The 19,447-nt window shown below is 63.9% G+C and carries 17 protein-coding genes; 8 read left to right on the forward strand and 9 right to left on the reverse strand.

Translation table 11 applies throughout. From position 1 onward, the window contains the following. The first annotated feature begins 127 nt into the window (after window positions 1–127). Window positions 128–1,288 (forward strand): autotransporter outer membrane beta-barrel domain-containing protein, encoded by a 1,161-nt coding sequence (locus BMW89_RS11335; protein WP_092026327.1) that lies wholly within the window; start codon window positions 128–130, stop codon window positions 1,286–1,288. An 18-nt stretch (window positions 1,289–1,306) separates the two neighbouring features. Here BMW89_RS11335 and BMW89_RS11340 read toward each other — a convergent pair whose 3' ends face one another. Further along, window positions 1,307–2,347, reverse strand: coding sequence for a LysR family transcriptional regulator (locus tag BMW89_RS11340; protein WP_092025883.1), 1,041 nt, complete (start codon window positions 2,345–2,347; stop codon window positions 1,307–1,309). Window positions 2,348–2,424: 77 nt separating this feature from the next. On the opposite strand from BMW89_RS11340, the gene BMW89_RS11345 reads away from it, so the two are divergent. From BMW89_RS11345 to BMW89_RS11360, 5 genes are all read left to right on the forward strand, one after another. Beyond that, window positions 2,425–3,036 carry a hypothetical protein gene (locus BMW89_RS11345; protein ID WP_092025885.1) on the forward strand — a complete coding sequence of 204 codons (612 nt, stop codon included), beginning with the start codon at window positions 2,425–2,427 and terminating at the stop codon, window positions 3,034–3,036. After that, complete coding sequence (locus tag BMW89_RS11350; RefSeq protein WP_092025887.1) at window positions 3,023–3,643, forward strand: GNAT family N-acetyltransferase; 621 nt, start codon at window positions 3,023–3,025, stop codon at window positions 3,641–3,643. The genes BMW89_RS11345 and BMW89_RS11350 overlap by 14 nt, the downstream gene beginning before the upstream one ends. 25 nt (window positions 3,644–3,668) lie before the next feature. Further along, window positions 3,669–4,232, forward strand: coding sequence for an isochorismatase family protein (locus BMW89_RS11355; RefSeq protein WP_092025890.1), 564 nt, complete (start codon window positions 3,669–3,671; stop codon window positions 4,230–4,232). 30 nt (window positions 4,233–4,262) lie between these two features. Continuing rightward, window positions 4,263–4,433, forward strand: coding sequence for a hypothetical protein (locus BMW89_RS37840; protein WP_177195972.1), 171 nt, complete (start codon window positions 4,263–4,265; stop codon window positions 4,431–4,433). A 173-nt stretch (window positions 4,434–4,606) separates the two neighbouring features. Then, a complete protein-coding gene (locus tag BMW89_RS11360) occupies window positions 4,607–5,989 on the forward strand; it encodes an aspartate aminotransferase family protein (protein ID WP_092025893.1) in 1,383 nt (460 codons plus the stop codon). Window positions 5,990–6,195: 206 nt separating this feature from the next. Here BMW89_RS11360 and rnd read toward each other — a convergent pair whose 3' ends face one another. From rnd to BMW89_RS11390, 5 genes are all read right to left on the reverse strand, one after another. Further along, window positions 6,196–7,365, reverse strand: a complete 1,170-nt coding sequence (rnd, locus tag BMW89_RS11365; RefSeq protein WP_092025896.1) for a ribonuclease D — start codon at window positions 7,363–7,365, stop codon at window positions 6,196–6,198. A gap of 953 nt (window positions 7,366–8,318) precedes the next feature. Further along, window positions 8,319–9,638 carry an ABC transporter substrate-binding protein gene (locus BMW89_RS11375; RefSeq protein WP_092025901.1) on the reverse strand — a complete coding sequence of 440 codons (1,320 nt, stop codon included), beginning with the start codon at window positions 9,636–9,638 and terminating at the stop codon, window positions 8,319–8,321. Window positions 9,639–9,649: 11 nt separating this feature from the next. Beyond that, window positions 9,650–10,519 (reverse strand): carbohydrate ABC transporter permease, encoded by an 870-nt coding sequence (locus BMW89_RS11380; protein WP_092025904.1) that lies wholly within the window; start codon window positions 10,517–10,519, stop codon window positions 9,650–9,652. Then, window positions 10,516–11,466 (reverse strand): carbohydrate ABC transporter permease, encoded by a 951-nt coding sequence (locus BMW89_RS11385; protein ID WP_177195973.1) that lies wholly within the window; start codon window positions 11,464–11,466, stop codon window positions 10,516–10,518. Before BMW89_RS11385 ends, BMW89_RS11380 begins: the two co-directional genes overlap by 4 nt. A 1-nt stretch (window position 11,467) precedes the next feature. After that, a complete protein-coding gene (locus tag BMW89_RS11390; protein WP_092025909.1) occupies window positions 11,468–12,319 on the reverse strand; it encodes a phosphodiesterase in 852 nt (283 codons plus the stop codon). Between the two features lie 265 nt (window positions 12,320–12,584). On the opposite strand from BMW89_RS11390, the gene BMW89_RS11395 reads away from it, so the two are divergent. Continuing rightward, window positions 12,585–13,595, forward strand: coding sequence for a M23 family metallopeptidase (locus BMW89_RS11395; RefSeq protein ID WP_092025911.1), 1,011 nt, complete (start codon window positions 12,585–12,587; stop codon window positions 13,593–13,595). A 6-nt stretch (window positions 13,596–13,601) separates the two neighbouring features. Here BMW89_RS11395 and BMW89_RS11400 read toward each other — a convergent pair whose 3' ends face one another. Together BMW89_RS11400 and BMW89_RS11405 are read right to left on the reverse strand one after the other, a co-directional pair. Next, window positions 13,602–13,859: a hypothetical protein gene (locus BMW89_RS11400; protein WP_092025914.1), complete on the reverse strand. Its 258-nt coding sequence runs from the start codon at window positions 13,857–13,859 to the stop codon at window positions 13,602–13,604. A 16-nt stretch (window positions 13,860–13,875) separates the two neighbouring features. Then, a complete protein-coding gene (locus BMW89_RS11405; RefSeq protein ID WP_092026329.1) occupies window positions 13,876–15,342 on the reverse strand; it encodes a protein adenylyltransferase SelO in 1,467 nt (488 codons plus the stop codon). 197 nt (window positions 15,343–15,539) lie between these two features. Here BMW89_RS11405 and aspS point away from each other — a divergent pair, with 197 nt between their 5' ends. Continuing rightward, entirely contained in the window at window positions 15,540–17,312 is a 1,773-nt protein-coding gene (gene aspS, locus BMW89_RS11410; RefSeq protein WP_092025917.1) for an aspartate--tRNA ligase, read from the forward strand. A gap of 156 nt (window positions 17,313–17,468) precedes the next feature. On the opposite strand, the gene BMW89_RS11415 is transcribed toward aspS, so the two are convergent. Beyond that, window positions 17,469–19,436 carry an aq_1923 C-terminal domain gene (locus BMW89_RS11415; protein WP_092025920.1) on the reverse strand — a complete coding sequence of 656 codons (1,968 nt, stop codon included), beginning with the start codon at window positions 19,434–19,436 and terminating at the stop codon, window positions 17,469–17,471. Window positions 19,437–19,447 lie beyond the last annotated feature (11 nt).

A 19,447-nucleotide genomic window follows, 5' to 3' on the forward strand; every position in this document is an offset into this window, starting at 1 on the left:
GGGCAATAGCCTCGGCCATGGTGCGCCAGCCGTTGACCCTCCGTGGCAGTTCGGCCCAAATCGCCGCGCGCGCTGCAGATCGTGTTGCATTTTTGCGCGCCGCCACCTTGCTTTGGGATTCATCGTCATGCGCTGCGCCTCGCAGCTCTCCGGCACACGGCAGATGATCGGGCTGGACCGCGTCCGCCGGATCGCGGCTGCGATCGCCATGATTTTTGCGTTTGCGCTCGTCGTGGTGATGCCGGCGACACCTGGCTTCGCGCAAAGTCCGACGCCCGTTCCGTCTCCGACGCCCACCCCGTCGCCGACGCCGATCCCAATGCCGACCTCGACCAATTACGACCAGTCGGCCGGCAACAGCGCGCTCAATCTCGGCTCGAATTTCCTGGAGCGCCTCGGCAATCAGGCATCCGGCGGCGTCAATCGGGCGTTCCGGACCAATCCCGGCGGCGGCGGCGCCTCAGCGAGCACCGAAGATCCGCGCTACCGGACCTGGTTCGAGGGCTACGGCATTTCGGTGCGGACCGATGCGCAGGGCGACTTCCTCGGCGACAAGCGCAAGACGTTCGGCGGCGTCGCCGGTTTCGGCGCGCGGGTCGCGCCCGGCGTCAATCTCGGCTTCTCCGTCGACCAGAGCCATACCGATATCGACGTGCCGCTGGCGCTCCAGTCGGCGACGCTCGACCTGACCCAGATCGGCTTCAACGGCTCGGTCGACAAGGGCCCATGGACCTGGGCCTTTGCGGTGGTGCACGGTTTTGGAAAAGTCCATTCCAGCCGGGATACCGGCTTTGGCCTTGCCACCGCGGGCTATCGCGCCGCGGTCGACGGCGCGCTGACCGAGATCAGCTATTACTGGACCAAGGACCAGATGCGCGTCGTGCCCAAGGGCGCGCTCGAATATGTGCGCGCCACCAGCGTGGCGTTCCAGGAGGCGGGCGGCCTCGATCCGCTCAACGTCGGTTCCAGCGCGCTCTCTCGCGCGCGCGTCATGATCGGCGCGGAGATCGGGCGTTACTTCATCTTCGACCAGAAGATCCTGGACCTGTCGGCCTACGGCAAGTTCGTCGACAATTTCTACCAGAATTTGGGATCAGTGCAGGTCAGCCTCGGGACCCAGAATATCGTTGTCCCCGGCATCGGCGAGAGCCGCTACGGCATGGATGCCGGCGCCTCGGCCTCACTCAGCCTGACCAACACCGCGCGGCTCTACATCAACTACGACGGCAAGTTCCGCAACGAGCTGACCTCGCACCAGGGCACGGTCGGCTTCGAATACAGGTGGTAGGACGCCGATCGTTCGAGCTTACGTCGGCGTTGCCGCGACATAACCGGTCAATCCAAAGCCCTCGCGCGCGGCCGTCATCATCGGCACCAGCGCGTTCGGATGGATGAACTCGTCGCGGAAGCAGGGATGAGTCTTGGGATCGAAGATCTTCTTGAGCCACTCGACCACGATCTTGTGGCGTTCGGAGTCACGGAATTCCTTGTGATAGGTGAGCCAGAGATCGGCATGATGGCTGACGCCGAGATCGACGGCAACGAGCGGCGCGCCGAGCGCGATCGACACGGTCGGCAGGAAGCCGATGCCGGCGCCGCGCTCCACCGCATAGAGCACGCCGACAGAGGAGTTGGTCTTGATCCCGACGATGCCCTCGAGTGATTTCAGCCCGAGCACACGGGCGTAGGCGCTATCGTCGACCTGCGGCGCGCTTTGCTTGATGATGCGGTGGTTCGGCAAGTCCGCGAGCGTGGCCGGCACGCCGTAGAGGTTTTCATACTCTTTGGAGACGAAGGGATAGATGTGCAGGCGGCCGAGCTTGGCGACGATCAGGTCGGGATTGGTCGGCGGCTCGAGCTGGATCGCGATGTCCGACTCCAGGCGTGCGACGTCGGCCTGCTCCATCGCGCAGCGCAGATCGACGGTGATCTTGCGATAGGTCTTCTGGAAATCGATCAGCCGCGGCAGGATCCAGAAATTGCCCGGGCCTTCCGTGACCGCGACGCGCACGGTGCCCGACGTATCGTTCGACGCGCGCGAGGCACGTCGGAACACGTTGAAGGCGTGACGCTCCATATGCGCGACGTCGGCGATCATCCCGGTGCCTTCATCGCTCAGCGTGAGCCCGCTCTGGTCGCGCAGGAACAGCTTGCAGCCGATGCTCTCTTCGAGCCGGTCGATCCTGCGCATCAAGGTGGTGGAGGTGAGCCCGAGCTCCTCGGCGGCGTTGCGGAAACTTTTATACTTTGCGCAAGCTAAAAACAGTTTCAAATCGTCCCAGGACGCGTCCAGGGCTTCTTCACGGTGCTGCATCATCGCAGCACCCCGGTGCAATAACTGCTGCATACTCCTGATCCCCAGCCGCTAAGCTCATCGTCATAGCGGGGTACGAAAGCCGCGAACGATAGAGGGGCGAGGTAGGTATGGAAAGGGGCTCGTTTGCCGCAAGGCATGATTTCGACGCGCTGCAGCCCAGTCCGGACATCGACGTCCGCTGCGCGCAATTTTCCGAAATCGCGGCCCTTTCCGAAATGGCGCAGCGGCTGGTGCCCGGCGTGCAGATCGGTGCGGCCGAGCTCGCCAGATACTTCACATTCGATCCCCAGAGCATCCTGACCTTCAGCCGGCAGGGCCATCTCGTCGGCGGCATGGCCTTCCTGTTTTTGAGCGAGCGCGGGCACGATGCCCTGCTGCTCGACGAGATCTGCCTCACCGCGCCCGAGATGCATTATCTTGCCTCTCCGCAGGAAGACGTTGCTGCCATCTACATCTGGGCGATCGCGGCGACCGGGCGCGGCGTCGCCGGTCTCGGCAAGGCCGCGGCTCATCTGCGACAGTTAAGATTTCGCGGCGCCGATTGCTATGCGCAGCCGTCAACCGTGGCCGGACGCGAGATCATGAGAGCGACCGGCTTTGCGCCTGTCCCGAGCTTCCAGCCCGACCTCTGGTGTTACGAGCGCCCCTGGCACCGGCAGCCGATGCTCATGCCGGGCGCGGTTATCCAAGCAAGGAGTTTTGCAGATGCACGGCACTAGGATCCCCCTCGCCAAGCCTGACTCCCGCGCCATCACGATCCGCCTCGCGCGCGACCCCAGCGATCTCATGCTGGTCATCGCCATCCGCTCGGCGGTCTATCTCGCCGAGCAGGATTGTCCGTTCGACGAGGAGTTCGACGGCAACGACATGGTCGCTGCCCATTTCATCGGCTATGTCGGCAACGAGCCCGCGGGCTGCCTGCGGGTGCGCTTCTTCGGCGATTTCGCCAAGGTGGAGCGGCTCGCAGTACGGCACCAATACCGGCGCTCGCGCGTCTCGTTCAAGCTGGTGCAGGCGAGCGTCGACTACGTGAAGCGCAAGGGGTTTCGCAAGATCTACGGCCAGGCGCAGGACCGGCTGGTCGATTTCTGGGCCCATTTCGGCGCCAAGCCGCTCGGTCACAATCGCAAGATCACCTTCTCGGATTTCGCCTACACGGAGATGCTGCTGGAGATCGAGCCGGGGCCGGATGCCATCACGCTGGACAGCGATCCCTATGTGATCATCCGTCCCGAGGGCGATTGGGACCGGCCCGGCGTGCTCGACGCATCGGCGGGGCGGGCAGTGACCTCGCCGCTGCGCGACCTCGCAGCCGCCGACCGCTGAAACTGGTGCAGCTCTGCGCAAGACAATGTTGGCTTCCATCCAAGACGATCCACCGATCCTGGTCTGTGCGGATCTCCAGGTCGAATATCTGACCCCCGGGCGTCGCCACGTCGTCCTCGACGGCGACGCCTCTACATTGCGCTGCCTGGAGCTTCTGGCGCTGTGGCGCACCAATCTCTGGCCGGTGATGCATCTGAAGCGCATCGCCCAGGCGGCGTGGTTCAATCCGGCATCGAAGCTGACCGATTGGATTGCGGAGGCGAAGCCGAAGCCGGGAGAGATGACGTTCGAGCACCCGCTGCCGTCGGCCTACAGCTCTGCGCGGTTTGTGGACTACATGTCCAATATCCGCAATGTGCGCTGCGTGGTGATCGGTTTCTCCCTGGACGAGACCATCCTGGCCACCGCCGTGGACGGGTTTCACCGCAGCCATCGCTACCAAATCGTCACAGACGCCGTGGCCTGCCGGCAGCCGGGCACGGGTGAGCCGGCCGCCTACAAACAGTCGGTGGTGAATGTCATCGGGAATTTTGCTACGATCCAGTCCAGCGCCGAACTGATCAGAGCCAGCGGCGCCGTTGCGGTGTAGGCGGCCGCGATCGGCGGATGGGGTGGGACATTGTCACGGGGAGACGAGCTCAAGGAGCTGGCCAGTGAGCTGTCGCGTGCGGCCGAGGCGGCGCGCCGCGTTGGTTTGCCCACAACGGTCTATCTGCTCTCGATGGCACTCGTCGAGGTGAGGGAGGCCGTTGCCGCCGCCGACGACGGCGATGACGACAGCGCGGCCTGAGGGCCGCCAGCTCTGCAAGCTACCCGTGTGCGGCTTTGTGCAACGCTGCTGAGCGCTCGCTGCCGATGAATTGGCGTTGCAAGTTCTGCCTCATGGCAATAGCCAGTAACTTCGTAATCAAGTGATGACGTGAGCCGCGCCGGCAACGCGACGACTTTAAGGGATCCCCGCAAATGTCCATGCTGCCCAATTCGCAAGAAGCCCGGGATGTGGCCTACCAGCTCCATTCTTACACCAATGCGCGCGCCCATCAGCAGGCCGGTCCGCTGGTGATCGAGCGCGGCGAGGGCCCTTACGTGTTCGACGCGTCGGGCAAGCGCTATTTCGAGGCGATGGCGGGCCTGTGGAGCGTCGGGCTCGGCTTCAACGAGAAGCGGCTGGTCGACGCCGCGCACAAGCAGATGCTGGCGCTGCCGTTCTACCACACGTTCTCCGCCAAATCGCACGGGCCCTCGATCGATCTCGCTGAGAAGCTGGTGTCGCTCGCGCCTGTGCCGATGAGCAAGGTGTTCTTCACCAATTCCGGCTCGGAGGCCAACGACACCGTTCTGAAGCTGATCGCCTACCGCTCGAACGCGCTCGGCCAGCCCCAGCGCAAGAAGATCATCAGCCGCATGCGCGCCTATCACGGCGTCACCATTGCGTCCGCAAGCCTCACGGGCCTGCCGAACAACCATCGTTCGTTCGACCTGCCGCTGCCGAACATCCTGCACACGGGCTCGCCGCATTTCTACAAGGACGGCGCGCCCGGCGAGAGCGAGGAAGCTTTTGCGACGCGCCGGGCGGAAGAGCTCGACGCAATGATCCAGAAAGAAGGGCCGGAGACGATCGCGGCCTTCTTCGGTGAGCCGGTGATGGGGGCGGGCGGCGTCATCGTGCCGCCGGCGACCTATTGGGACAAGATCCAGGCGGTCCTGAAGAAGTACGACATCCTGCTTGTCGCCGACGAGGTGATCTGCGGTTTCGGCCGCACCGGCAAGATGTTCGGCTGCGAGACCTATGGCATCAAGCCTGACGTGCTCGTGGTCTCCAAGCAGATCACCTCGAGCTATTTCCCGTTCTCGGCGATCCTGATGAATGACAAGATGTTCGAGCCGATCGCGGACGAGAGCAACAAGATCGGTGTGCTCGGCCACGGGTTCACCGCGGGCGGCCATCCCGTCGGCTCGGCGATCGCGCTCGAAAACCTGAAGATCATCGAGGAGCGCGGCCTGGTCGCGCATGCCGCCGAGCTCGGCGGCTACATGCAGGGCAAGCTGCGCGAGCTCACCAGCCATCCGCTGGTCGGCGAGGTCCGCGGCGTCGGCATGATCGCGGCGATCGAGCTCGTGCTCGACAAGGGCCGCAAGACGGCAGCAGCGACGCCCGGCGCCGTCGGCGGCATGGCCAGCCGCATGCTCCAGGAGCGCGGTGTGATCTCGCGCAACATGCTCGATGCCATCGCCATCTGCCCGCCGCTGATCGTCACCAAGGCCCAGATCGACGAGCTGATCGCGGCGATCACTGGCGTGCTGAATGATATGATGCCGGAAGTCGCGAAGCTGACGCCGGCGTAAGCGAAGCCGGCCCGTCAAATTCCGTCATTGCGAGCGTAGCGAAGCAATCCAGACCGCATCCGCGGAAAGACCCTGGATTGCTTCGTCGCAAGAGCTCCTCGCAATGACGAGGTTGAAACAGCGAGCCCTTGATCTACCCCCATCACCCCCGCGCAACCGCGAAGCGGTTGTCGCTGGAGGTGCTTGCCATACTGGCTCGCACCTCATCAGGATGGCGGTTTGACCGCGTCCGCCCGCTGAACCCCGATCACGCGGCCTTTCTCGACCGCAAGCGCCAGCTCGCCGCGCTTCAGCTTCAGCGCGGCATCGCCGAACAGCTCGCGGCGCCAGCCGTGCAGCGCCGGCACGTCGGCTTCGTCATTGGCTGCGATCTCTTCGAGATCGTCCACGGTGGCGATCACCTTGCTGGCGACGGCATGGCGCTCGGCGGTCATCCGCAGCAGCACCTTCAACAGCTCGACGATCGCTGCGCCATTGTTATTGTTGCGCGGCTTTTCCAGCTTCGGCAGCGTGGCTGGGTCCCGCGCCAGCCCGCGCGTGACCGCGGCAACGATATCCGCGCCCCATTTCGACTTCTCAAACCCCTTCGGCACCGAGCGCAGGTTCGCGAGCTTTTCCAGCGTGTTCGGCGCGTGGGTCGCGATATCGCTGATGGCCTCGTCGCGCAGCACGCGGCCGCGCGGCACGTCGCGGCTCTGCGCTTCCTGCTCGCGCCAGGCGGCGACCTCCATCAGGACCGCGAGGTCCTTCGGCTTGCGCACCCGTGTCTTCAGCCGTTCCCAGGCGCGTTCGGGGTGGAAGTCGTAAGTCTTCGGCGAGGTCAGGACCTCCATCTCGATGGAGACCCATTCGCTGCGGTGGCGCTTCTTCAAATCGGCATCGAGCGCCGCGAACACGTCGCGCAAATGCGTGACGTCGGACTCCGCGTAATGCATCTGCTCCTTGGTCAGCGGCCGGCGCGACCAGTCGGTGAAGCGGTGGGTCTTGTCCGGGCGATGGCCGGCGACCTTCTCGACCAGCGCGTCGTAAGCGATGCTGTCGCCATAGCCGAGCACCATGGCCGCGACCTGGGTGTCGAACACCGGGTGCGGAATGATGTTGGCCTGGTGCCAGATGATCTCGATGTCCTGCCGGGCGGCGTGGAACACCTTCAGCACGGCCTCGTTGGCCATCAGCTCGTAGAACGGCTTGAGGTCGATGCCCTCGGCCAGGGCGTCGATGACGATCGCTTCCTCGGCGCTGGCCAACTGCACCACGCACAACAGCGGGTAATAGGTGGTCTCGCGCAGGAACTCGGTATCGACTGTTATGACGGGGTGCTTGGCCAACCGGCTGCAGGCAGCCGCGAGGTCAGCGGTGGTGGTAATCAAATCCATGAAAGGCCCATGACAAGTACATCAGCCGTTCTGCCGAAAGCACTGTTATGTCAAGGGGCTCTAAGCGAATTCGAGGCTTGCATCGGGCCGGAATCGCCTGTTTCCGACGAAATGCCTATTCGTAACGGACCCGCTGCGAGGATTTGCGGGCGCAGGGCAACGCCACCACAAGCACGCACATGGCGACCAGAGCCAATCCCAGGAACTCGAAAACCAACAGATCCACGGCAAAAATCCCCCCAGAAACATTGCTAGATTTGTCTGGGGTGAATTGAGGGTCTGTTAATTCTCTTGGTTACCGGCGGCGGGCCGGGCCGGATGGTGGACGGGGGGTTAACGGGGCGGGGCGCCGCGGGTGGACCTAATCTGTCGACACGGCCAAGGGCTCCGTCGGCGCGTCGACCCATTGAACCTTGTCCGATTGGAACCGGGCCCATTTGCTGAAGCCGTGTTCGGGATCAGCCTTGAGGCGGTCGCCGATCAGTTTCGCAAGCTCGTCGTGGCGTTGACGTTCCTCCGGCAGGGCGGGGTGGGGTGGGTTTTGTGGGGGGTCTTTCCCTCTCGATATGCACTCTCCCACCGCAGCCAGATCTCCCACGACTCCCGCACCAACGAAAGCAGATTCGGATCGATGGGGCTCAGCAGGAAGCGCGACGAATAGTCGTCTCTCTCCCCGTCGAACTGTCGTTCGTAGATGTGCGGCCGACCAAGATAGTTGGCAACACCGAGTTCTGGCCCATCGTAGTATTTGTTCATGGTGTAAACGCGGTCCCAGACATCTGTGCTCATCATGCCAGCTTGGCAGAATCGATCGCACACTTCCAGCGAGCGGAGTTGAGTTGGCCAAGGGCCTGGCCCACCACTTCCGCCTGCCAAGATTGGTCCTTCCAGAAACGGCTTCGGCGCTCCGCATGACCGGAGCGCCGAAGTTTGTTCGCGTGCTATCGGCGGCCTTACGGCAGCTTCAGCGACGTCTCCGCATTGTACGGCTTGAGCGTCTCGTCGGCGGCCTTCTGGGCGGCGACCAGCGCTTCCTTCGGCTGCTTCTTGCCGTTGAGGACCAGCATCACCTCGTCCTCCAGCGTCTTGCGCACCGGGACGGTCTTGTAGGTTGCAAACCACGGCTTTGCGACGTCGAGCTGCTCGACGGCGGTCTTGGCGTCCGGGTTCTTGTTCAGGAAGTCGACCATGTCAGGCGTCTTGTAGGCGGCCATGTTGGGCGCGAAATAGCCGGTGGCGCGGCTCCACCAGGCGCTCTTCTCGGGCGAGGTCATCCACTTGATCAGCGTCCAGGCGGCCTTCTGCTTGTCGGCTTCGAGACCGGCTGGAATAATCAGCGAGGCGCCGCCGATCGGCACGGCGTTGCGGACGTTGCGCGGGATGAAGGCGACCTTGTAGTTGAACTTGGCGTTGTCGCGCACATAAGTCAGCGAGCCCGTGGACAGCATCATCATCGCGGCGTTGCCGGAGATGAAGGAGGTGCTGACGGCGGGTCCCGGCGTGGCACCGGGGGCGTGGACCTTGTGCTTGTAGACGAGGTCGTTCCACCAGGTCAGCGCGCCGAGCATCGAGGGCGTGTCGTAATAGACCTCGCCGCCGAACTCCTCGTTGTAGTAGCGCCCGCCATTGGTCATGGTGAGCGTTTCCATCATCCAGCCGCAATAGTCATAGGCGCAGGGGATCGCGATGCCCCATTGGGTCACCTTGTCGCCCTCGCGCTTGGTGAGCTTCTTGGCCCAGTCGGTCAATTCAGCCCAGGTCTGCGGTGGCTTGCTCGGATCGAGGCCGGCTTCCTTGGCCTTGTCGGCGTTGATGTAGAGCAGCGGCGTCGAATTGTGGAAGGGCACGCCGTAGACCGAGCGGTCGATCACCGCGTTGCCCTGAAGTGCGGGGAAGAACTGGCCCAAAAACTTTTCTTTGGTGGTCCCGTCGGCGGCGATCAGGCCGTCGAGATTGGTGAGCTCGTTCTCGATCTGCATGTCGAGCAGGAAGTTCGCCGACATGATCACGGCGGACGGCGGCTTGCCGGCCTTGATCGACGCGCGCGTCTTGATCAGCGTGTCATCATACGAGCCGGTGTAGACGGCGGTCGCCTTGATATCAGGATGACCGTCGTTGAATTCCTTGATCAAGGTGCCCATGTCGCGGGCGAGCTTGCCGTCGACTGGAACGGGGAAGAACAGATCAATCTCGGTTGGACCTTCGGCCAGCGCCGGGAAGGCGAGGGCGCCTGCCATTGCTATGCCGAGCATGAGCCTGCGGGTAAACAGCATCGAAGAATCTCCTATTTGATGCCTGAGGTGACGAAAGAACTGATGAAACGCTTCTGGAAGATCAGGAAGGTGACGAGCAGCGGCGCGATCACCATCAGCGTGCCGGCGGCGATGGTGCCCCAGGCCTGCGTGCCTTCGGCGGTCGCGGTGAAGACGGACAGACCCACAGTGAGCGGCCGCTTGTCCGGCGAATTGATCACCATCAGCGGCCACAGGAAGTCGTTCCAGTGGCTGGTGACGGAGATGATGGCGAACGCCGAGAAGCTCGGCATCGACAGCGGAATGTAGATGTGGCGGATGCGCTGGAACAGGCTGGCGCCGTCGATCAGGGCGGCGTCCTCCAGCTCGGTCGGGATCGCCTCGAAGGCCTGCCGCATCAGGAAGGTGCCGAAGGCCGAGGCGAAGAACGGCATCATCACGCCGGTGAGCGTGTCATAGAGGCCGAGCTGCGCCACGAGCTTCAGGTTCGGCACGATCAAGAGCACCGGCACCAGCATCAGCTGCATCAGGAACAGATAGAAGATCAGCGACTTCCCGGCGAAGTCGAGCCGCGCAAAGGCAAAGCCCGCCAGCGTGATCGTGACGAACTGCACCAGCAGGATGCCGGTGCAGATGATCGTGGTGTTGAGGGTGTAGCGCGGGAAATCGCCGATCTCCCAGGCATCCCTGACATTATCGAGCGTCGGCTTCAGGCTCGGCATCAGCTCGGCCATGAGATTGATGCCGTCGGAGGCCGGGCGCAGCGTCGCCACGCCCATCCACAGGAACGGAATCAGCCAGACGATTGCGAGCAGCACGGTCAGCAAAAAGCCGAGCTTGGGCGTGATCTCGTTTCGGGTCGCGAGCGGGGCGTCCTTCCACAGCGCATCGATCAGCTTCATGGCCCGCCCTCGCGGTTGGCCATCGTGCGGAACGAGAGCGCGGTGAGACCCATCAGGACGGCGAGCGTCAGCAGCGTTGCCGCCGAAGCCTTGCCGATGTCGTAATGCTCGACCGCCTGCTGGTAGATGTAGAACAGCACGAGATTGGTCGCGTTGGACGGCCCGCCCTTGGTCATGACGAAGACGTGGTCAACCTGCGTCACCGCGTTGAGCGTGGCGATGACGATGACGAACAGGAAGGTGGGCTTGAGCTCCGGCAGGATGATGTGGCGGAATCGCATGAACGGACCTGCGCCGTCGAGATGCGCGGCTTCCATGACGTCCTCGGGCACGGCCTGGAGGCCGGCGAGGAAGAACAGCATGTAATAGCCGGCGTTCTTCCAGATCGTGATGACCATGATCGCGTAAAGCGCGATGTCGGAATCGCCGAGCCAGTTCGGCAGCACCGGAAGCAGGCGGCCGATGTAATAGTCGAGCAGGCCGACATTGGGCAGGAAGATAAACAGGAACAGCGCGGAGGCCGCGACCATCGGGATCAGCACCGGCAGGAACAGAGCGGCGCGCAATGCGCTGTTCACGGCGCTGGTGCGGGCGAGAGCCAGCGCGAACAGCAGCGCAAGTCCGATGCTCGGGATCGCGGTGCCGACGGCATAGACGAGGTTGTTGACGACGGCGCCGGTGAAATAGGGATCGGCAAGCACCGCGCTGATATTGTCGAGGCCGACGAAACGGACCGGCGCCTTCGGTGTTGCACGCTGATAGAGCGCGTCGACGAACACGCGGCCCATCGCGCCATAGGTGAACAGCGCGAGGAAGACCAGCGACGGCAGCAGCAGGAGATAGGCAGGCAGCGAGGCTTTGAAGCGATCAGAAAACCGCCTCACGACGTGCAGACGCGGTGCCGCCGATGCCGCGACCGGGAGAGTCGCGGGTTCAGCGAGGCTCATGTCACCGCGCCGGGAAGTTGAGCGCATAGTCGCGGCCGTCCATTCCCGCAGGTGGCTCGAACGGAAAGCGCAGACTGGTATCGAGGAAGTCGTGGCTGTGCACGATGAGGTTCTGATCGTCGATCAGCGCGACGCCATAGGCCGGCGGTTCGTGGCTCGCCAGATGGTCGGTGGCGGTGGCATCGAGCTCGAACCAGACCTGGTGGTTGGTGCCGCGCAGGGTCGAGAACGGGATCTTGCCGTAGCTGCCGAAGATCGGACGGTGCACATGGCCGAAGAAGAGGTGGCGGATGCGCGACCGGTAAGGCGCGATCACCTCGGCGAATTCCGCGCTCTGCTTAAGCGCAATCTCGTCCATCGCGTGCACGCCGACGGGGAAGGGCGGATGATGCATGAAGACGACGAACGGCATGTCGGCAGGCGCCGCGGCCAGCGTGCTCGCGAGCCAGCCCAAGCGCTTGGCGCACATCTCACCGGCGTGGCTGGTCTCATCCAGCGTGTCCAGGAACACGAACTGGCCGTGCTCGGTGGTGCGGGTGCCCTGCACGAAGCCGTTGGGATCGCGCGGCGCTGCCTTGAGGCCGTCGAGGCAGGCCACGCGCTTGTCGTGGTTGCCGACCATGGCGATGTACGGGATCTTCAGCGCGGCCATCGCCTCGGCGAAATTGGCGTAGGATTCAGGTTCACCCCAATGGGTGAGGTCGCCGGTCACCACAGCGAAGGCAGCATCGGACTGGTGCTTGTTGATATCGGCAATCGCCGCACCCAGCCGGGCGCGCGGATCGAGGCCATAGAGTTTCAGCCCGGGGTTCGCGAGATGCGTGTCGGTGATATGGATGAATTTGAAGGGCATGGCGCGCTTGTCAGGATCGTTGGAGGATGGGCGCCTCCGGCAAGACGGCCCTGGACAGGCCGTTAGAGTGCGAGTGTTTCAGTTTGATGACAGTGGTTCCCGCGGCGCAGCAATGATGTGGACATGCCGTGGACGACCGCACGAGGGCGCTCTGCGGCCGAATGACGTCTCACGATTGAGGTGCCAGATACGATCTACCTTGCCGCGAAGATGCGGTCATGGTTTGCTCAGGCTGCTCACCAAATTTGCATCACGAGACCTCTGAATGTTGCCACCGCGCGTCGTCCGCAAGCTGGGTTCGCTTGCCGTCTCCCTGCTGCTTGTCGTTCTCTGTACCGTTCCCGATGCGGTGCGTGCCGAATTCAACTTCGCTCGCTACAAGGAGACCGATCTCGACGAGTTCCTGGCGCGACGGCGACCCGCCACCGGCATGGACGTCTATCCGATGTCGCCGCTGAAGCTCGACGTCACGCTGGCGTCCCACGGAGGGCCATGTGCGAGCGGCGCGCTGAAGCGCTCCTTGATCACGAGCGGCATGTCCAAACAGGATGCCGACGGCCTGCAGGCGACCAACTGCATCACGATCCGCTCCGCCAAGGGGCGGGAGCTCAAGGTCTTCATCCAGGACGTGGTCTACGGCTTTCTCCCGAACGAGGTGCCGGTCGGGGACAAGCTGTCGCTCTATGCGATCCATGCTTTCACCTCGCCTGAGGGGCCGGGACTGCTGGTCAATGAATTCCTGACTCCGAAGAGTCTTCCGCGCGCCGACGCGCCGAAGAATACAGCGATGACCTCCTGCGGGTGCTGGACCCAGGACGAGCACCCCGGCGTCGATTTCACCTCCGACAAGGCGGGTGGCCCGGCGGCGGCGATGGCGGACGGCGTCGTCGTCAAGATCGAGAATAGCGAGCAGGCGCCGGGCGATCTTCCCGTGATTGGCGGCTGCGGCCGCTACGTGGTGCTCAAGCACACCTATCCCAACGGCGGCATCGTCTACACACGTTATGTCCAGCTCGGCCGCATCGTCGGGCCGAAGGGGGAGCCGCTTGCAGTGGGAGCGAACGTCAAGGCAAAGGACACGATCGGCGAGATCGGCCCCAACAAGGTGCTGCATTTCGAGCTCCGCCCCGTCGCGCCCGGCACGACGACGACGAACAAGGCCTGGACCGAGCGCTACGCCAATGTGCCCGACATGGAGTGGTCACGCTACGATCCCGTCGATCCGCAGAAGTTCGACGCGGCATCGTTCGGCGGGGTGCGGAAGGCGACGAAGTAGGGAGTGTCAGGTGCGATTGACGCGCAGGCGCTTTATCTCGGCAATGAGCATGGGAATGTCTTGCCGCGCGTGGGCGATGAAGTCCTGATCCGCGATCGTCGCACCAGTAAGGTAGATGTCCTCGCCTCCGGTCTGGATGAAGTCAGACCCGCTGATTTTCTCGCGCGCTTCGATGAACGACCTCCAAGGACCGGCGGTGGCTTGGTCACACCGCAGCTTTATCGCTTCAATATCTTCTTCGGTCAGGATGGGAACCTGGGTCATTCGGCGGTCCAGGGCCTCACGTCCCGCAGAACGTCTGCAGCACCCGCTGATCCGGCAGCGGCGGATCGGCGTAAGCCGCGTAGTCCGGTTGGTCGTCGAACGGCTTGGCTAGCACCTTCACCAGCTCCTCGAACGGTGCGTAGTTGTCATCGTTCACCGCGGCCTGGATCACGGCCTCGACGCGGTGGTTGCGGGGAATGAACATCGGATTGACGGCGTTCATCGCAGCCTGCCGCTCGGTTGCGGTCTGCGGCTCCAATGCTGTGCGCGCGTGCCAGCGTTTGGCCCACTCATCAAATGCTGTGGGGTCCATGAACTGCGCGCGGGCGTCAGCGGTGCCTGCGGCGTCACCGAGCTTGCGGAAGGTGAGGGTGAAGTCGGCCTGGTTCTTTGCCATGGCATCGAGCAGGTCCTGGATCAGCGCATCATCACCGTTGCGCTCCCTGAACAGGCCGATCTTCTTGCGCAGGCCCGTCTGATAGGCGGTGCTGAACGTCTCGCCGAAGGCGCCGAGAATGTCCTGGGCTTCCGCGACCGCCTTCTCCTGGTCGTCGGAGAACAGCGGCAGCAGGCATTCGGCGAGCCGCGTCAGATTCCACAGCGCGATGCGCGGCTGGTTGGCATAGGCGTAGCGGCCCATCTCGTCGATCGAGGAAAACACCTGCGCGGGGTTGTAGGAATCCATGAAGGCGCAGGGGCCGTAATCGATGGTCTCGCCCGAGACTGAAGAGTTGTCGGTGTTCATCACGCCATGGATGAATCCGACCAGCAGCCAGCGCGCGATGAGCTCGGCCTGGCGGCCGACGACACCGGCGAGCAGCGCGTGATAGGGGCGCTCGGCATGGAGCAGGTCCGGATAGTGCCTGAAGATGACGTGGTCGGCGAGCCGGCGGACCGCCTCGGTGTCGCGGCGCGCGGCAAAGAACTGGAAAGTGCCGACGCGGATGTGGCTCGAGGCGACGCGCGTCAGCACCGCGCCCGGCAGCGCGGTCTCTCGGAGCACATGCTCGCCGGTGATGACGGCAGCAAGCGAGCGCGTGGTCGGAATACCGAGCGCATACATGGCTTCGCTGACGATGTATTCGCGCAGCACCGGCCCGAGCGCGGCGCGGCCATCGCCGCGGCGCGAGAACGGGGTAGGCCCCGAGCCCTTGAGCTGGATGTCGCGGCGGAGGCCGCCTCTGTCGATGACCTCGCCCAGCAGGATGGCGCGGCCGTCGCCGAGCTGGGGCACGAAATTCCCGAACTGGTGGCCGGCATAGGCCATGGCGATCGGGTCGGCGCCGGCGGGAACCGTCTTGCCCGCCAGGATTTCGGCGCCCTCAGGGGTCTCAAGCAGGTCGGGATCGAGCCCGAGCTCGACCGCGAGCGGCCGGTTCAGCTTGATCAGCCGGGGGGCAGCGACAGGGGTCGGCGCGACGCGGGCAAAGAAGTTGTCCGGCAGCGCCGAATAGGAGTTCTGGAAGGGGAAATGGACGGTCATGGCCATAAAGATAGGCGGGGAACGCCGATCGGCAAAGGCTTGAGGCTCAATCGGCCAAAAATGGCCAATCCGGGCCCAAAACGGGCCGTTCCCTTGGTTGCCGCTTCGGGCCTCGTCGGGTAAACCCTGCCGCAACTTCGGACCGGCCGTTACAGGCCGTCCGATTCGACCCCTCCGACATTGAATTTGGGACGACCATGCATCGCTATCGGTCACATAAATGCGGCGATCTCCGCGAGAGCAACATCGGCGAGACAGTTCGCCTCTCGGGCTGGGTCCATCGCGTTCGCGACCACGGCGGCGTGCTGTTCATCGATTTGCGCGACCATTACGGACTGACCCAGTGCGTGGTCGACCCGGACTCGCCGGCGTTCGCACAGGCCGAAAAGCTGCGCTCGGAATTCGTGGTCAAGATGGACGGCAAGGTCCGCCGCCGCCCTGACGGTACCGACAATGACGATCTGCCGACCGGCAAGATCGAAATCTATGTCAGCGAGATCGAGGTGCTGGGCCCGGCCGGTGATCTGCCGCTGCCGGTGTTCGGCGACCAGGAATATCCTGAGGACATTCGCCTAAAATACCGCTTCCTCGATCTGCGCCGCGAAAAGCTGCACCAGAACATCATGACGCGCGTCGAAATCATCAAGTCGATGCGCAGGCGCATGGAGGGGCAGGGCTTCTTCGAGTTCAACACCCCGATCCTGACCGCGTCCTCGCCGGAAGGCGCGCGCGACTTCCTGGTGCCGTCGCGCATCCATCCCGGCAAGTTCTATGCGCTGCCGCAGGCGCCGCAGCAGTACAAGCAGCTGCTGATGATGTCGGGCTTCGATCGCTATTTCCAGATCGCGCCCTGCTTCCGCGACGAGGACCCGCGCGCCGACCGTCTGCCCGGCGAGTTTTATCAGCTCGACGTCGAGATGAGCTTCGTCACGCAGGAAGACGTCTTCGCTGCGATGGAGCCCGTCATCACCGGGGTGTTCGAGGAGTTTGCCAAGGGCAAGCCGGTGAGCAGGAACTGGCGGCGGATTCCGTTCGCCGAGGCGCTCCGCAAATACGGCAGCGACAAGCCGGACCTGCGCAACCCGATCGAGATGCAGGACGTCTCCGAGCATTTCCGCGGCTCCGGCTTCAAGGTCTTCGCGCGCATGCTCGAAGATCCCAAGAACCAGGTCTGGGCGATCCCGGCACCGGGCGGCGGCTCGCGCGCGTTCTGCGATCGCATGAACTCGTGGGCGCAGGGCGAAGGCCAGCCCGGCCTCGGCTACATCATGTGGCGCGAGGGCGGCGAGGGTGCTGGTCCGCTTGCGAACAACATCGGGCCTGAGCGTACCGCCGCGATCCGTGCGCAGATCGGCGTCAAGGAAGGCGATGCCGCCTTCTTCGTTGCCGGCGATCCCGACAAGTTCTGGAAGTTTTCAGGGTTGGCCCGCAACAAGGTCGGCGAGGAATTGAACCTCACCGACAAGGAGCGGTTCGAGCTCGCCTGGATCGTCGACTTCCCGATGTACGAGTACAACGACGAGGACAAGAAGGTCGACTTCTCGCACAACCCGTTCTCGATGCCGCAGGGCGGCTTGGAAACGTTGAAGTCGCAGGACCCGCTGACCATCAAGGCGTTCCAGTACGACATCACCTGCAACGGTTTTGAGATCGCCTCGGGCGGCATCCGCAACCACGTGCCGGAAGCGATGGTGAAGGCGTTCGAGATCGCGGGCTATGGCGAGCAGGAAGTGGTCGACCGTTTTGGTGGCATGTACCGCGCCTTCCAGTACGGCGCGCCGCCGCATGGCGGCATGGCCGCCGGCGTCGACCGCATCGTCATGCTCTTGTGCGGCACCAACAATCTGCGCGAGATCTCGCTGTTCCCGATGAACCAGCAGGCCATGGATTTGCTGATGGGCGCGCCGTCGGACGCCTCGACCAAGCAGCTCCGCGAGCTGCATGTGCGGGTGAACCTTCCGCAGAAGTGAGTCTCGTGCCCCGGACGCAGCGCAGCGCTACTTCAGCGGTGCGCTGCAGAGCCGGGGCCCACGTCTCGGCGAGCAGCGGCGCTTCTGGGTCCCGGCTCTGCGCAGCAACGCTTACGCGTTGCAGCGCGTCCGGGACGCGAGACCGCCGCGTCGCCCCTAAAGCCCCGTCGACGCCTCGATCCTAAACTGCGCCAGCGCGACGATCGGCTCGTGATTCAGCACGTCCATCAGTTGAAGCATCGGCACCTTGCCGAGCGGCGTTAGCTTGATTGTCAGCGTCTGCCCCGATGTTGCCACGAAGCCCGCGATGGCGTCGACGGCTGGCTTGGCATCGAGATTGGCGGTCGTGACCTTCTCGCCCTGGGCCCGGATCATCTCGACGATGGCACTGCGCGCGGCGTCGCGGCTGACATTCTGGATCCGTGCGAACTGCGCCACCACGAGATCCACGACCCCGCTGTCGTGCAAGGAAAGCTCGATCGCGCCGGTCTCGATCTGCGCCGCCTGGCCCATGGCCTGCGCCGCATCGAGCGAGAACACGCCGCGCGGCACGTTGGCGAGCGCGAAGCGGGCCTGCGCCTTGGCGAGATTGCCGAGATCGATCGTGGCCGGCGTGAGCGCGAACGCGCCGGATGACTCCGTCCAGGCGGCGCCGAGATCGAGGTCGATCGCGAGCTTGTCGACGCCTGCCATGGTCAGAGCCCGCTGCGCCGGACTGGTCGGGTCGGTGGGTGTCACCATCTTCACGACCAGATTGGCCTTGCTCGGGATCGATCCGACCAGCTGCCCCCAGTTCAGGCTGATCGTGTCGATGGTGACGAGCTGCCGCGTGTTCTTGAAAGGCGCAACCACGCCCTTGATCTCGGCGCCTTCGAGCACCCGGAACAGCCCCAGCATCTGGTCCGGCGAGGGCACCTGGCCGGGAGTGGCGAGGCCTGCGGCCCAGCGCATCAGGTTCGGCATGCTGAAAGACTTCAGCGCGAAGCGCTCCATCTTGAACTGTCCCTGCGGAGACGGTGCATCGACGCCCTCGACCGCGAATTCGCCCTGCCGGTAGCGGACCGCATTGATCTTCCCCGTTCCCTGAGGTGTGCCGACCGAGGTCTTGCCGATCTCGACCTTGCCGATGCGAATACCCTCGTAAAATCCGGCGACCTTCTCCAGCAGCTCGCGCGCTTGCGCCGGCGTTGGAGGGGCGGACTTATCCTGGGGCAGCAAGGCGAACATTTCGGCCAGGCGGAATTTCGACGGTTGCACGTCGATGTCCTCCATGGCGAAGCCGTCGATATCCATCCGCATCCCCTGCGCCGACTTCAGCACATAGGGGCCGGTCGAGATTTGCCGGTAGACCCGGCGGTAGCTGTCGTCACCGCTCATCTGCGGATCGAGCGCGGCAAGGATCGGGGTCGAGTCGAAATCATTGACGATGATGGTGGAGATCTCGCCGGTCAGCTTGTCCGCTTTGCCCGGCTGCTGAACGTTGATCGTGAAGGTGGCGCGGTCTGTCTTCATCGCATCGACCTTGCCTCGGCCGAGGTTCTGGAGAGCGAGGCCGGAATAGACCACTTCTCCGCTGCCGCTGCTGCTGCCGGCGTCGAAATTGACGTTGATGGACGGGACCGTCACGGAGGTTGCCGTCACGCTCGCGAACTGGTCGAGCACAAACCGGTACACGTCGATCAGGGAGCCGGATGTCGGCGCGCTTTGAAGGTGGAGGGGGCCGGCATAGTCGCGCAGGGTCATCTGCGGGATCTTGTAGGAGATTTTCAGCTTCCCGGGACCGACCTCGTCGAGAGCGACCTCGAAGCCTGAGATGTCGATGCTGTCCGCCGCAAAACGCGTCTCATCGACCTGACGGATGCCGGTGCTCTTGATGGCGCCGATCTTGACGAGCGCCTGGGACTGGTTGCCGGGATCGACTGCGACGTCCTCGACCGTCAGCGTCCGGCTCGACAGCTCGAACGCCACCTTGCCATGGCTCGCCTTGGCGCCGCCAGCGCGAAGCCGCTCGAACGCCGCCTCGACCTCGGCCGTGGCCCGATGCTGGACATAGAGGTTGAAGCCGAACCATCCGCCCGCGGCAAGCACGGCTGCTACGATCAGGCCGATCAGGATTCGCTTCATTCCCTTAGCTC

The sequence above is a fragment of the Bradyrhizobium sp. OK095 genome (assembly GCF_900109945.1).
Taxonomy (GTDB): Bacteria; Pseudomonadota; Alphaproteobacteria; order Rhizobiales; family Xanthobacteraceae; genus Bradyrhizobium.